The organism is Mycobacterium cajalii (assembly GCF_045809005.2).
GTDB lineage: Bacteria > Actinomycetota > Actinomycetes > Mycobacteriales > Mycobacteriaceae > Mycobacterium.
Window position 1 is genome coordinate 5,201,850 of record NZ_CM141436.1, and the last position, 14,098, is coordinate 5,215,947.

Below are 14,098 nucleotides of genomic sequence, written 5' to 3' on the forward strand. Positions count from 1 at the left end.
GACCGGGTAATCGGGTGCGGTCGGCGAGAATGGTTGGGTGAGTTTGGGTTTGACGCCGAAACAGGCGGATTTGTGGCGGTCGACGGTGGATTTCTGCGAGGGCCGGGTGGCGCCGGACTCGATTTACAGCGTGCTGCACCGGGAGTGCTTCAACTTGTTCGGCGATGAAATGTTCGCCGACTTGTTCACCGATGTCGGCCGGCGCAGCGTGCCGCCGATGATTGTGGCGGTGGTGATGGTGTTGCAGCGCATCGAGGGGCTTTCGGATCGGGAGGCGGTGGATCGGTTCGCGTTCGACGCGCGGTGGAAGTATGCCGCGGGCGGGCTGGACTTCGATTATCCGGGGTTTGTGCACACCGTGTTGGTGGACATGCGCGCGAGGCTGGCCCGCTCGGATCGCCCGGACCGGATCTTTGAGGTCACCCTGCAAGCGGCCAAGGCGGCCGGGCTGGTGGGCCGTAAGCGGGTGCTGGACTCGACCCCGCTGTATGACGCGGTGGCCACCATGGACACGGTCACATTGATCCGCTCGGCGATCCGGGGACTGCTGGCGGTCGCCGGCGCGGAGCTGCAACCCGCGCTGCGGGCGCGGCTGTCCCGCGACGACGACTACGTCAGCGCCGGCAAACCGGTGTGTGACTACGACGACGTGGCGGCGCGCGAGGCGCTGGTGGACGCGCTGGCCCGCGACGCGTCTGCGCTGCTGGCCTGCCTGGATGAGCAGGCGCTGAAGCCCGAGGTGGACAAGGCGGCCAAACTGTTGGCCACCGTGGTCGGCCAGGACCTCGACCAAGACGCCGCCGACGGGATATTCCGCATCGCGCGCCGTGTGGCCGCCGATCGGGTGATCTCCACGGTGGACCCGCAGGCACGCCACGGCCACAAGACCTCCGCGCGGGGTTTCGACGGATACAAGGGTCACATCGCGATCGACCCCGACGCCGAGATCATCACCGCCACCGAAGTCACCGCCGGCAACGCCGGCGACGCCCAACCCGCCACCGACCTGCTGGCCGGCGACCTACCCACTCCGGTGACCAGCGACACCAACACCGCCGACGGAGATTGCGTTGATCCTCAGGACGACTCGAGCCTCGGTGCAAGTGCTGGCACGACGACCGCGGCCAGCGCGGTCGGTGATGGTGATGGCGACGGGAGCGCCCCCAGCGTGTGCGGAGCCCAAGACCAGCGATGCCCGGCGGTTTACGGCGACGCCGCCTACGGTGCGGGCAAACTGCTGGCCGTGTTGGAAACCGCGGGCGCGGAAATCTTCACCAAGGTGCAGCCACCGACCGCGCCGGGTGGCCGCTACGCCAAGGACCGCTTCGTCATCGACCTCGACGTCGGCACGGTCACCTGCCCGGGCGCGGTGACCGTGCCGATCCGCCCGGCCAAGGGCGGCGGCGGCAACGCGGTGTTCGGCCCGGCTTGCGCCTGCTGCCCACTGGCCGAGCAGTGCACCAGCTCAACCGCCGGGCGCACCATCGCGATCAGCCGCTACGAGGCCGAACTCACCCGTGCTCGCACCACCCAAGCAGATCCGGGCTGGGTCGCCGACTACAAGGCCACCCGGCCGAAAGTGGAACGCAAGATCGGCCACCTGATGCGCCGCCGCCACGGCGGCCGCCGTGCGCGCGTGCGCGGCACCACCAAGGTCGCCGCCGATTTCTCCCTGCTGGCCGCCGCGATCAACCTCGCACGCCTGGGTGTGCTCGGATTACACCGGGAAGGCGCAAACTGGGCCGCCGCCACGACCTGAGGCCGGTCGGCGATGCCAACCGGCCCACCAGGACCGCCTGTAGACCAGCCAAGCAACGGAATCGCCAATCCCGACAACCGAATTCACCTGAGCTAGGAACCGCTCACGACCACACGAGCATCGCCCAATAGCCCGACCGGTCAACCAGCGCCCCCACAATGGCCGTTCGACACCAGCCACCTAGGGCGCGGAGGGCTTGATGGTGAGTGTCGCCGGCTGCGCGTGTTGGTCGCAGAACGCGCGAGCGCCGGGGCTGGTCGACAGCGCGCTAAATGCCCATAGCGCATCCGCAACTCCGCGAGAAGACCTCGCGCCGGTGGCGGACGATTTCGGTCCCGTGCAGGATGAGCACGTGACTCATATGCAGGCGGGCTTCGCGATGCAGGTTCCGGTCGACTTCGACCTGCACGGCTATGAGTTGACCGTGCCGTCCGGGCACGTCCTGCTGCAGTTCCACTCCCCCGGCGGGGGCCTGTTCCAGCCGTACCGCGAGCAGGGCCTGGCCGAGGTGGTGACCGCGCTGGAGCGGCTCGGTCGCCGCGGTGTCGCGGTGGACATCGGCGCCAACGTCGGCGACACCCTGGCGCTCATCGCCCGCTACAGCACGCTGAACGTCCTCTGCGTGGAGCCGTCGGACTACTTCCTGACGTACCTGCGCGACAACGTCGCTCGCCACTTCGCGGGTCGAGCCACGGTCGCGGACTGCTACGTCACGGCGCACGAGGACGAACCCGCCCGGGCGTTGTTCCACTGGGGCGGCACGGCCAAGCCGATCGACGGGCCGTACTCCGAACACGGGGCGGTCGTCCCGATCGGTCGACTGGTCAGCGAGGCCGGGGACGTGGCGCTGGTGAAGATCGACACCGACGGCACCGACCTGGCGCTCGTCGACGGTTGCCTGGATCTGCCGGCGCCGACGTTTCCCATCTACTTCGAGCTCGAGATCACCACGCCCGACCGAGCGGAAGCGACGGCGGCGTGCACACGGGCCCGACGACTTTTCGCGCGCCTGGTCGAGGCCGGGTATCGGCGGGCTTTCGTCTGGGACGACCCGGGACGATTTTATGGCCGCCTCGATCTTTCGGCCGAACCGCCCGTCACCAACCTGCTCAACTACCTGACCCACATCCGGCACCGCCCGGTTTGGGGCTTTGACATCTGCGTCGTTCACGACAGCGACTCGCCACTGGCAAAGACTCTGTCGTGTGTGATCTCCGAAGACCTCTCGCTCCCGCTGGTTTGACGCGCGGCAGCCTCCGACAAGAGTTGCGCGCCTTGACATCGCGCTTACTCTGTAAGGCGGTTTCAGCCAAAGGAGGCACCGTTGAGCGAGCACGAAGTGAAGATGATCATCTTGTCGACCGACGACCTGGACGAGTCGATCCGGTTCTACAGCGAGACGCTGGGAATGCCGCTGAAGTTTCGCGACGGTGCCCATTTCGCGGCCCTGGATGGCGGGCCGGTCACCCTCGCCCTGGCGACCGAGGTGGACCACCCCATTCCCGGACAGGTCGTCGTCGGCATCAAGACCGCCGACGTCGACGCCGCGGCGAAGGCGGTGGAGGACAGCGGCGGCGGCATCGTGAAAGGCCCGTACGACGACGCACACGAACGCCGTGCCGTGGTCTACGACAACAAGGGCAACGGCCTGGTTTTCTACAAACCGCTGGCCCGGTGAAAGACGACGTGCCGCAACGCCCTTCCGCCTGACAGCGAGCACGCGGCGCAGCGGTGAATTAATTTCGCGTTCGCCGCCCGTACCCGTTGAGCGGCCGTCGATGCCACGCAATTGACGCACAATGTCGCGTCAGACCGGACAGCGTGGCGTCGAAGGAGCCCCCTGTGTGACAGGGTTAGGTGAGACAGCAGCAGTAGCCGATTATCGCTACAGGGCGAGACAGGATCACCATTTCCGTGACTATGACGATCGCATCCCTGCAGGGGTGCGCTGATACTGATCAAGTGGACAGCGCGCCGGATCCAGGTGCTCGGGCCCGGCGGCGCACGTTTACCGCTGAGTACAAGGCCCGGATCCTCGATGAGTACGACGCGCTGCCGGCGGGTTCGTCCGAGCGTGGTGCGTTGCTGCGCCGCGAGGGCCTGTATAGCTCGCACATCGCCGAGTGGCGCAAGGCCCGCGACGCCGGTGCCCGTGCCGGGCTGGCGTCGCGGGGCAAGCCGAAACGCAGCGCTGAGCAGGTCGAGCTGGACAAGCTGCGGCGGCGCACCAAGGCGCTGGAAGCCGAGCTGAGCCGCACCAAGCTGGCCCTGGAGATCACGGGAAAAGCACACGCGCTCTTGGAGATGCTCTCCGGGAGCGCGGACTCCGAGCCGAGGTGCAAGCCGTGATCGGCGAGCATCTGCCCGCCCTGGAGGCGGCGACGTCGACGACGCGGGCGTGTGAGTTGCTGGGCGCGTCACGGGCCACGCTGTATCGGCGCCGCAACCCGCCACCACGCCCGGCGCCGCGGGCTCGGCCGGAGCCGCCCAACAAGCTCACCGAGGCCCAACGCCAGCAGATCCTGACGGTGCTGCGATCGGCGGAGTACTGCGATCTGGCACCGGCGCAGGTGTGGGCGCGGCTACTCGATGACGGCATCTACTTGTGCTCGATTCGCACCATGTACCGGCTTTTAGCCATTGCCGGGGAGAATCGGGAGCGGCGCCGTCAGCGCACCCACCCGGCGCGCAAGAAACCCGAGCTGATCGCCACCGCACCCAACCAGGTCTGGTCGTGGGACATAACGAAACTGCAAGGGCCGCAACGCGGTATCTTCTATCAGCTGTATGTGATCATCGACATCTTCTCGCGCTACGTGGTCGGTTGGACCCTCGCTGCCACCGAGACCGGTGAGTTGGCCAAGCAGTTCATCGACGACACGCTGGCCAGCCACGGCATCGAGCCCGGTCAACTGGCCCTACATGCCGATCGCGGCACTTCGATGACCTCCAAGCCGGTCGCCCAACTGCTGACCGACCTGGGTGTGGACCGCAGCCACAGCCGCCCGCATGTATCCAACGACAATCCCTACTCGGAGGCCAATTTCAAGACCCTCAAGTACTGCCCGGCGTTCCCGGCCCGGTTCGGCTCCATCGAAGACGCCCGCGCCTTCTGCGGCGCATTCTTCGATTACTACAACCATGAACATCGTCACAGTGGCATTGCGCTACACACCGCGGCCTCAGTGCACTACGGCACCGCAACCCAGATCCAGGCCCAGCGCGCCGCCACCCTGGATGCGACCTACGCCGCCAACCCCGCCAGATTCCGGCACCGCCGACCCACCCCACCGAAACTGCCCACCGTCGCCTGGATCAACCAACCAACCCCCGAAGCACTCATCAAATCCGCGTAAGAAACTGTCTCACCGGCCTTGACATGTTCCGGCCGGATGTCGTTTGTGATCGCGGCCCCGGAAACGTTGGTGTCGGCGGCGCGTGACCTGGCCGGGATCGGCTCGGCGATCAGCGGCGCCCAGGCGGCCATCGCGGCACGGTTCAGCACCCACGCGCTGGCCTATCACGCGCTGAGTGAGCGGGCGGCGGCGTTCCACGACCAGTTCGTGCAGGCCGTGACCGCCGGCGGTGGCTCGTATGCGGCCACCGAGGCCGCCAACGTCGAGCAGAGCCTGCTCGGTGCGATCAACGCGCCCACCGAGGCGCTGTTCGGCCGCCCGCTGATCGGCAACGGCGTCAATGGGACCACCGTCAACGGCGTCGGGCAGCAGGGTGGTCCCGGCGGGATCCTGTACGGCAACGGCGGCGCCAGCACGACCGCAGGGGTGGCCGGCGGGGCAGGCGGGCCGGCGGGACTGATCGGCGTCGGGGGCGGTGGCGGCGGCGTGCCCGGCTTCGGCAGCACCGTCGGCTACGGTGGCGCGGGCGCCACACCGGGCGGCGGCCGCGGCGGCTACGACGTCGGCGGTGCCGGCGGCGCGGGCACAGCGGTGGCTCCGGCGGCGGGGGTGGCGGTGGCGGCGCCTACAACGGTGGCGCCGGTGGCGCCGATCCGGGCTGGTGGTGGCTGTAGCGCGTGGAACGCCGCGGCTACGGCAGCACCGTGTGCATCAACATCACGTCATAGGCCGACCACAGCGACAGGTTGAAGTACAGGTCCCTGCCCGACGACCACGGGTGGATCATCGGCGCGTAGATGCCACCGGGCATCTGGAACGACGACACGAGCGGTTGCTCGGGGCTCCACGGCCCCTGTGGGGCGGGCGCCGTCCTCGCCACGACGTCGTTGCTGCCGCCGTTGGTGTAGAGCACCAGGTACTGCTTGAGGTAGTTGTTGTACTGGGCCGACATCTCCCCGACCGGGCCCGGGATCACCGGTGTCGCGGCCCCCGGATCGGCCGGGACCCAGGTGTTGGAGTCGCCGTTCCAGTACTGGTATTTGCTCAGGTCGGGCAGGACGCCCGGCTGCACCCGGGCCAGGTAGGCGTTCCCGCCACGGCCGGACGGGGTGCCGAACGAATACAGGTAGCCGTCGTTACCCTTCATGAACGCGCCCATCTGGAAGTTCTCGTTCCCCGGGACGAACCTGGCGCCGGGAATGGCGTCCGGTGAGGCGGTACGGATGGTCCCGGGGTAGACACCCCAAGTCTGGCCATTGTCAAGCGATCTCGCGATCGCCGAATAGTTCGTCGACCACTCGCCGTCGCGGCCCCATTGCCGGATGGACATGTAGTTCATGAACTGGGTTCGCCCGACGGAGATGGCCGCGGTGGGAATGATCCCCGTCTCGTGGGGGGCCTTGTGGATGCTGTTGACGACCTGTTTGGAGAGGCCGCTCGTCCACACCGGCGAGCCGGAGTACCTGTTGTTGGGCACGCCGTCGGCGATGTGGATCCCCTGGGACAAATCGCGGTCCGAGCTGCGGAAGAGCGTGTTGTAGCGCCACTGCTGGCCGTGCACGCTGCAGTAGCCGAACGTGTCACCGAAGGCCATCAGCACCTGGTGGTTGACGGGATCGCCGTTGTCCCAGGCGATTCCGAGGTCAGTCCCGGAGATGCCGAACCGCTTGAGGGTCTGGTTGGGGCTGTTGGTCCCGGTCACGAAGTCGACGAGGGACGTCGGGGCCCCCGCGATCGAGGGAACCTCGGCCTCCGGCGCCGGCGCCGGCGGCTGCGCCGGTGCGGCGTTCGGCGCCAGCTGGTTCGCATTCGGCGGCTGCGGGGCCGGGGGGTTGGGTCCGGGCGGAGCGACCCCCGCCTGCGGCTGCAGCGGCGCGGCGTACCTCGTGTTCGGGGCAACGGGCTTGAGCAGCGACGAGATCAGTGGACCCAGCTTGGGCAACGGCGCGCTGTCGTTGGTGTGCGCGGGCCGGCGACCCGTCGGCGGTTGCACGACAGGACCGGGCGCCGGCATGGCCGGCTGCATGTTGGGCGGCGGAATGTTCGCTTCCGGCGCACTGCAAGGCGTGGCGGTCGCCGACGGAGCGGTACCTATCGCGACGGTAAGTCCGATAGCAGCCGCCGACGCCATCGAAAGCGCCAGGCTTCGAAGAATCGCCGACATGTAACACCTTTCCGCGGGCAGAACCTCGCATTGACGCCGCAGTGGGCAAATGTGACGATAGTGATTCACGGGGCGATTGTGACTAGTGAGTTGCCGATAGGTATGCATCCGTGACCGTGTCGAAACTCAGCCGCCTCGGGGTCGACGGCGACGAAACCGCGGTAGTCAGCGCCCCGCGGCCCCACGGCCGTTGCGTGCTCCCGCACCGGCCGGGCGCACCCGCCCGCGTTCCCCTCCCGGAAGACCGGCGGCAAACGTCGTGACCTCATTTTTTCCCCGCCGATCGGGCCTTGCGCGGCACGCCCGCGGTGCTATCCGGTCGGGACGACAGATTCGCACCACGGATCAATACGATTCGCTATCCGGAACTGCCGCCGGACGAGTCAACCGCCCTCTCCCATTTCGGACAGGAGCACGGCCCATGAAAGCCCGACACTCGCGGCATTACGCCCTGCTGGCGATCGGCGCGGGAATCGCTCTCGCCGGAATCGCCTGGGATGAGAATTGGCACTCGAACGCCCTCGTCTCCGCGACGCGCCACCACGCCCACCCCGCTCACGACGTTGCCGCCGCCGTCGACCCTTTCCGCTCCCCCCGGCGCCGTCGGCGCCGCCAGCTCCGCCGCTGCAGTAGGCTCGGCGACGCTCGAAACACCCGTCGTACCGCTGTACGATGGCGCGCGACCATCGTGGGCACCGCGATGATCGCCGAAATGCGCTGCCGCACAACCGGTCCGACGCCTCGTGAGCTTGCGTGCCGTACTGGGCAAACCACGGCGCCCACGGCTCGAGGCGTTCACCGCGCCCTCACAGAGTGTCGAATTCCGATGTTTGTCTCCTGGCGCCGGGGGCAATGTTCCAAAAGAGGTGAGCGCGTCGGCCGGCCTACGTGCTCGCCCAGGTCCCGTCGGTTCAGCCCGAGAGCCGGCGGGGCCGCCCTTTATCCGAGCGAAGGGGGATTCATTGCGGGGTCTCGCCGCCGACTGATTCACCCTGGCCGGGGTGCACACTGGTTGCTGCGGGTCCGCATCCGCGCGCCGCGCGGCAGCGTAGCTCGGCGGATCGGAGAAGCCGTGGAAGACCGGAGACCTCACCGCGCAACGCACTGGCCCGCGCAGTTGGCGCCGATCGGCGCGATCCGCTTCGCCCGGCGCTCGCCGAACTTCCACGACACCGTGCGGTTCTACCGCGATCTGGTGGGCCTGCCGCTCTTCGAGACGTTCGAAGCCAGCTATGGCAGCACCGGTGCGATATTCGGCCTGCCCAGCTGGAATCTGACGCTCGAAATCGTCGAGTCGGTCGAGCCCGTGACGGTGGATCCCCACGACCAGCTGTGCCTGTACTTCCCCGACGAGCACGCCTTGCAGGCGGCGACCGCGCGGCTGCGGGCCGCGGCAGCCGAACCGGTGCCGCAGCACCCGTACTGGGAAGCGACGGGGGCGGTCACCTATCGGGACCCGGACGGTCGCGAAGTCGTGTTCGCGCCGTTCGTGTTCGGCGTCAACGAGCCCGCGGGCAGCGCCGACTCGGGGCGGCACGAGTTCCCCCCACGCTGAGCCTCACTGCGCGCGCCCGCCCGAGGCCGCCGCGACGACGGCCACGAGCGAGCACGCCGCCGCGCACAGCGCGGCGATCGCCCCGACGTAGAGCCCGTACTCGGCCGACACCGGCGGATTGACGTTGAGCTGGTAGTACCACGCCGTCAGCCCCACCAGCATCAGCGAAATGATCAGGGCGGCAACCGAAGCGAGCTTCACCGATAAACCGCGGCCCACCATCGCCCCGGCGACCAGCAGAGCCGAGGACAGCAACACGATGAGCTGCCCGGCACCGAAGCCGGGGGGAAGGTGCAAGCTGCCGTGCGCCCCCCCGATGGCGTTGGCCCAGCCCCCGCCGTTGACCGCCGTCGTCAGCCACGGCATCCAGGCGCTGGCCGAGATGATCAGCGCGCAGAGCGCCACCAGCCAACCAGGGCCCAGCCGCCGAGTCACGAGTTCCCACATTAGTAGGGGGCTCGGACAGGTTTCCGGCTCGCCACGCGGCGCCCGGGCCGGCACGGCCGTCAGCGTCGGGAGCGGCCGTCTCCGTTCAGGCCCGGGCGGGACGAGGTGCCGGTTCCCGTGAACACGGTGAGGAAGTTCTGCAGCGATTCGTTGATGTCGCTGCGCAACGCCGCGGCGACGATCATGCCGATCGGCCCGAACAGGGCCGGGCCGCCGAGATGGACGTCGAAGCTGACGACGGAGCCGTCGTCCTTGGGCGCGACCTTGGCCATCAGCTTGACCTTGACACCGCCGACGCCGTCACCGTTGAGGGTCATGCCCTCCGGCGGCTTGTAGCGCACGACCGTCCATCTGACCCGGTTGTACATCCCCTTGACCTCGACGATCGACTCGATGACGGTGCCCTTGTCGATCTCGTCGGGCAGGGTGCTGCGCCACACCCGGTGGATGGTCAGCCATTCCCTGAACCGGGACAGGTCCGAGGCGTGCTGCCAGGCCGTCTCCGGGGGTAGGGGGACGTCGATGGATCCCGAGAGTTTCGCCATCGCTCAGCCCTGCTGATCGGCCACGGAACCGGCCGCCTTCTTGGCCTCTTCGGCCACCTTGTGAACGGTGTCGGAGTACTTGCCCTGCGTCTTGTCGTCGACGAACGCGCCGGCGCTGTCGATGGCCTTCTCGACCGTCTCCGTGTTCTGCAACAGCAGGTCCTTCGCCTTGTCCAGGAATCCCATGCACCTGTCCTTCCCCCGGGAAACCCTACTCAACCGCTGCAAACCCTACTTGCCTGCTAACCGGCCTGACGCCACAGCCGCGGGCGCTCGCCGAGCATCCTGGCCCGCGTCCACCACAGCGCCTCGATCGCCGCGGCGCCCAGCACGCCGATCCCCAGCGCGACCGCGGTGACCGTCACATTGGACGGATCCAGCAGGAACTTCTGCCGGGCCAGCGGGATGCTGAAGATCACCACATAGGCCAGCCCGGAGCCGGCCACGAGCGCCACCCGCCACCACTGGTACGGCCGTGCCACCACGGCCAGCACCCACAGCGCGGTGACCAGCAGCGTGATCAGCGCGGCGGTCGACGCCTGATCCTGCTGCCGGAACGTGGCGTGGCGGCCCTGGTAGGCGGCCAGGTAGGAGACGAATGTCGCGACGCCCACGATCAGTCCCGACGGCAGCGCCGACGTCAGCACCCGCCGCACGAAGCCGGTCTGGGCGCGCTCGTTGTTGGGTGCCAGCGAAAGGATGAACGAGGGGATCCCGATCGTGAACCACGCCGCGATGGTGACGTGGATGGGCTGGAACGGGTAGAGCAGCGGATCGGCGTTCAGCGCTTTGGCGAACAGGCATTCGGCGCCGACCAGCAACGCCAGCAGCACCGAGTACACCGTCTTGGTCAGGAACAGGTTGGCAACCCGCTCGATGTTGCCGATCACCCGCCTGCCCTCGCCCACGACATAGGGGAGCGTGGCAAACCTGTTGTCCAGCAACACGATCTGCGCGACGGCGCGCGACGCCGGGCTGCCCGCGCCCATCGCGACACCGATGTCCGCGTCCTTGAGGGCCAGCACGTCGTTGACGCCGTCACCGGTCATCGCCACGGTGTGACCGCGCGCCTGCAGTGCATGCACGACGGCCCGCTTCTGGTCGGGGCGCACCCGGCCGAAGGTGGTGTGTGACTCCAGAGCGTCGGCCAGCGCCGCGTCGTCGGCCGGCAACCGGCGCGCGTCCATCGTCTCCCCGTGCAGCCCGAGCTCGCGGACTACCGCAGCCACCGACACCGCGTTGTCGCCGGACAGCACCTTGACGGAAACCCCCTGGGCGGCAAAGTAATCGAGCGTTTCGTGGGCGTCCGGGCGCACCTTCTGCTCGAGCACCACCAGGGCGACCGCCCGGACGCGGCCCGGCGCGTCCGGGCGGTCCACGGCACCCTCGGCGGCACCCAACAGCAACACCCGCAGCCCCCGCGACCCGAGGCGCTCGGCCTGCTGCGCGGCCGCCGAGGCGGGGTCGAGCAGCACATCGGGCGCCCCGATGACCCAGTGGCCGTGGTCGCGGAACGACACGCCGCTCCACTTGGTCGCCGACTTGAACGGCGCACTCGCCGTGACGATCCAGCCGGGCGGGCGGCCGTAAGATTCTGCGATCGCCTGCATGCTGGCGTTCGGTCGCGGGTCGGCGGCGGCCAGCGCGGCCAGGACGTCGGCGACGGTTGCCGGGCTCGCGACCAGTTCCTGGACCTCGCGGACCCGCATGCCGCTCTCGGTCAGCGTGCCCGTCTTGTCGGCGCAGACCACGTCGACGCGGGCCAGTCCCTCGATGGCCGGCAGTTCCTGTACCAGACAACGGCGTTGGCCCAGCCTGACGACGCCGACGGCGAACGCGATCGAGGTCAGCAGCACCAGCCCCTCGGGCACCATCGGCACCAGCGCACCGACCGTGCGCAACACCGACTGCCGCCACCCGACGTGGGTGGTGAACAACTGGGTGTAGATGGTCAACAGGCCGGCCGGCACCAACAGGTAGGTGATGAACTGCAGGATCCGGTTGATGCCCTTGCGCAGTTCGGAATTCACCAGGCTGAACTTGCTGGCCTCCTCGGCGAGCCTGGCGGCGTAGGACTCCGGCCCGACGTTCGTCGCCCGGTAGGCCCCGGTGCCGGCGACGACGAAGCTGCCCGACATCACCGCGTCGCCGGTGTCCTTGGCGATCGGATCGGCCTCCCCGGTGAGCAGCGATTCGTCGATCTCCAGGTTGTTCTCCTCGACGATCTCGCCGTCGACGACGACCTGGTCACCGGGTCCCAGCTCGATGACATCGTCGCGCACCACCTGCTCGGGCGGCAACGCGCGCGTCCCGGAGGCCCTGCGCACCAAGGGTTTCGCCTGCCCGATGATCGCCAGCTTGTCCAGCGTCTGTTTGGCGCGGATCTCCTGGACCATGCCGATGACGCTGTTGGCGACGATCAGCAGGCCGAACAGCCCGTTGATCAACGAGCCGGTCGCCAGCACGATCAGCAACAGCACCCCCAGGATCGCGTTGATCCGGGTGAAGACGTTGGCGCGCACGATCGCGGCGACGCTGCGGGTGGCGCGTCGCGGGGTGGTGTTGCCGTGGCCCTCGGCGACCCGCCGGGCCACCTCGGCGTCGGTCAGGCCGACGGCGCCGGCCGGCGTCATCGGGTGAAGGTTCCCAGCTTGTCGGAGTCGAAGTACTCCAAGTTCAGCGTGGCGGCCGGGGCCCCGGCGAATGCCGCCTTGGAAATCGTTCCGGGCGGCGCGTTTTCGTCGGTCACCGGAAAGGTGAAGGTGTCGCCGTCCCAGTGCGTCAAGGGGAACGTCCGGTTTTTGGGCCCCATCTCCAGCTGCAGCGCGCCGTCGTGTTCGGTCACGATCGCCGGGCCGCAGTAGTCGCTGGTGTACACGCCGAGGTACTCGCCGAGCGGCCTGGCCGGCGCGGGATCGGCGGGGGGCTGCTTGCCGACCAGCGAGCCCTCGGGGTTGTTCATCCAGCCCGTCGCCTTCTGGTAGAGCCCGGCCCAGTCCTCGCGGATCTGACCGTACTGCACCAGATCCAGGAATTCGGCGGTCAGCGTCTCCGGCACGCCGATGGGCGCGGCGTTGGTCAGCGCGACGATGGCCAGGTCCTCGGACGGCAAGACCACGAAGTTGGTCGCGGCGCCCATCGTGAAGGCGCCGGAATGGCTCAGCTCGGTGCGCCCCGACGAGCTCACCGTGACGTTGAACCCGTGGCCGTAGAAACCGGAGCGCGCCTTGGGGTTTGCGGCCGGGATCGAGACGATCTGCGGGGTGATGGCGGGCAGCAGGGCTTCGGGCGAGGTGATCCGCCCGCCGTCGTAGGCGCCGTTGGCCAGCAGCATCGTCAGCCAGCGCGCCATGTCGTTGACCGAGGAGCTCACGCCACCGGCGGCCGACTGGGGGTCGGGATCCCGCTGGTAGCGCGGCTCCCACTTGTCGCCGACCTTGACGTGGCCGACCGCGTGGTCGGGCCGGGCCAGGAAGTCGGCGTAGCGCGAGCTCGTCGACGCCATGCCCAGCGGCCGGTAGAGCACCTCGCCGGAGAGCTCCGCCCACGGTTTGCCCGCCGCCGCGGCCACCGCCTCGGCCGCGGCGGTCACGCCGAAGTTGGTGTAGGCGTAGGTGTTTCGAAACGGCGCCAGGGGAACGTACTTGAGCCGCTCCAGCGTCTGGCGGCGGTCGTAGCCCAGGTCCTCGAGTTTGTCGCCGGCGTGGTCGGGCAGCCCGGAGCGGTGCGAGTAGAAGTCGGCGACGGTCACGTGGCTGGTGACGTAGGGGTCGGACAGCGAGAACCACGGCAGCACCGACGCCACCGGCGTGTCCCAGGCGATCACCTTGTCGGTCACCTCGTGCGCCACCACCGTCGCACCCACCGACTTGGACACCGATGCCAGCTGGAAGACGGTGTCGGCGTCGACCCTGTTGCCCTGACGGTCGCCCCTGCTCGCGTCCCGGACACCGAAACCCTTGGCGTACAGTATTTTCCCTCCGTGCACGATGGCGACCGCCATGCCCGGGATGCCGCTGGTCTTCATCAGGTCGGCGACCAGGCCGTCGAGTCTGGATACGGCGTCGCCGATGCGGCCGGGCGGGATGTCAACTCCCGAGAACTCGTTGGGTGGGGCCTGCGACACCGCCGACGGCGGGTTCGACAGGTGTTGTGCGGTTTCGCATCCGGTGAACGCGAGCGACAACATCACGACAGCGGCCGTTGCCGCGCGTTTCGTCATGGCGGAACCTTAGCGCGGTACGTCGGTTGGCGGCCTGATCACTCGTGCAC

Annotated in this window: 11 protein-coding genes and 1 pseudogene; 6 read left to right on the plus strand and 6 right to left on the minus strand. The window is 68.5% G+C overall.

What is annotated here, in order from left to right; all coding sequences use genetic code 11:
- The first annotated feature begins 37 nt into the window (after nucleotides 1-37).
- The 5 genes and pseudogenes from ACJ512_RS24670 to ACJ512_RS24690 all read left to right on the plus strand — a co-directional run.
- Nucleotides 38-1,759: a transposase gene (locus ACJ512_RS24670; RefSeq protein ID WP_407689781.1), complete on the plus strand. Its 1,722-nt coding sequence runs from the start codon at nucleotides 38-40 to the stop codon at nucleotides 1,757-1,759.
- Between the two features lie 199 nt (nucleotides 1,760-1,958).
- On the plus strand, nucleotides 1,959-3,002 hold the full coding sequence (locus tag ACJ512_RS24675; RefSeq protein ID WP_461479872.1) for a class I SAM-dependent methyltransferase: 1,044 nt from the start codon (nucleotides 1,959-1,961) through the stop codon (nucleotides 3,000-3,002).
- A gap of 81 nt (nucleotides 3,003-3,083) precedes the next feature.
- A complete protein-coding gene (locus tag ACJ512_RS24680) occupies nucleotides 3,084-3,437 on the plus strand; it encodes a VOC family protein (RefSeq protein WP_407689795.1) in 354 nt (117 codons plus the stop codon).
- A gap of 242 nt (nucleotides 3,438-3,679) precedes the next feature.
- Nucleotides 3,680-5,115 (plus strand): IS3 family transposase gene (locus ACJ512_RS24685; protein ID WP_407689799.1). Its coding sequence is split into 2 segments (ribosomal slippage): nucleotides 3,680-4,040 and nucleotides 4,040-5,115, totalling 1,437 coding nucleotides; the frame shifts between segments, so codons are not numbered across the junction.
- Between the two features lie 36 nt (nucleotides 5,116-5,151).
- A pseudogene (locus ACJ512_RS24690) lies at nucleotides 5,152-5,774 on the plus strand (PE family protein); the annotation flags it as partial.
- A 32-nt stretch (nucleotides 5,775-5,806) separates the two neighbouring features.
- On the opposite strand, the gene ACJ512_RS24695 reads toward ACJ512_RS24690, so the two are convergent.
- Nucleotides 5,807-7,279, minus strand: a complete 1,473-nt coding sequence (locus ACJ512_RS24695; RefSeq protein WP_407687116.1) for a DUF4185 domain-containing protein — start codon at nucleotides 7,277-7,279, stop codon at nucleotides 5,807-5,809.
- Nucleotides 7,280-8,351: 1,072 nt separating this feature from the next.
- On the opposite strand from ACJ512_RS24695, the gene ACJ512_RS24700 reads away from it, so the two are divergent.
- Nucleotides 8,352-8,834 (plus strand): VOC family protein, encoded by a 483-nt coding sequence (locus ACJ512_RS24700; protein WP_407687120.1) that lies wholly within the window; start codon nucleotides 8,352-8,354, stop codon nucleotides 8,832-8,834.
- 3 nt (nucleotides 8,835-8,837) lie between these two features.
- Here ACJ512_RS24700 and ACJ512_RS24705 read toward each other — a convergent pair whose 3' ends face one another.
- The 5 genes from ACJ512_RS24705 to ACJ512_RS24725 all read right to left on the minus strand — a co-directional run bounded on the left by ACJ512_RS24705 (nucleotide 8,838) and on the right by ACJ512_RS24725 (nucleotide 14,048).
- Complete coding sequence (locus tag ACJ512_RS24705; protein ID WP_407687115.1) at nucleotides 8,838-9,269, minus strand: hypothetical protein; 432 nt, start codon at nucleotides 9,267-9,269, stop codon at nucleotides 8,838-8,840.
- A gap of 71 nt (nucleotides 9,270-9,340) precedes the next feature.
- Nucleotides 9,341-9,826, minus strand: a complete 486-nt coding sequence (locus ACJ512_RS24710; protein ID WP_407687114.1) for a type II toxin-antitoxin system Rv0910 family toxin — start codon at nucleotides 9,824-9,826, stop codon at nucleotides 9,341-9,343.
- A gap of 3 nt (nucleotides 9,827-9,829) precedes the next feature.
- Complete coding sequence (locus ACJ512_RS24715; protein ID WP_407687113.1) at nucleotides 9,830-10,012, minus strand: antitoxin; 183 nt, start codon at nucleotides 10,010-10,012, stop codon at nucleotides 9,830-9,832.
- Between the two features lie 56 nt (nucleotides 10,013-10,068).
- Nucleotides 10,069-12,459, minus strand: a complete 2,391-nt coding sequence (locus tag ACJ512_RS24720; protein ID WP_407687112.1) for an HAD-IC family P-type ATPase — start codon at nucleotides 12,457-12,459, stop codon at nucleotides 10,069-10,071.
- The gene (locus ACJ512_RS24725) at nucleotides 12,456-14,048 is read right to left on the minus strand and encodes a serine hydrolase (RefSeq protein ID WP_407687111.1); all 1,593 of its coding nucleotides are present in this window, start codon (nucleotides 14,046-14,048) and stop codon (nucleotides 12,456-12,458) included. Before ACJ512_RS24725 ends, ACJ512_RS24720 begins: the two co-directional genes overlap by 4 nt.
- Nucleotides 14,049-14,098 lie beyond the last annotated feature (50 nt).

Excerpts from the sequence above, each read along its gene's own strand:
- ACJ512_RS24675 (WP_461479872.1), top strand. The coding sequence starts at position 1,959 with ATGGTGAGTGTCGCCGGCTGCGCGTGTTGGTCGCAGAACGCGCGAGCG.
- ACJ512_RS24695 (WP_407687116.1), bottom strand. The coding sequence starts at position 7,279 with ATGTCGGCGATTCTTCGAAGCCTGGCGCTTTCGATGGCGTCGGCGGCT.
- ACJ512_RS24710 (WP_407687114.1), bottom strand. The coding sequence starts at position 9,826 with ATGGCGAAACTCTCGGGATCCATCGACGTCCCCCTACCCCCGGAGACG.
- ACJ512_RS24715 (WP_407687113.1), bottom strand. The coding sequence starts at position 10,012 with ATGGGATTCCTGGACAAGGCGAAGGACCTGCTGTTGCAGAACACGGAG.
- ACJ512_RS24720 (WP_407687112.1), bottom strand. The coding sequence starts at position 12,459 with ATGACGCCGGCCGGCGCCGTCGGCCTGACCGACGCCGAGGTGGCCCGG.
- ACJ512_RS24725 (WP_407687111.1), bottom strand. The coding sequence starts at position 14,048 with ATGACGAAACGCGCGGCAACGGCCGCTGTCGTGATGTTGTCGCTCGCG.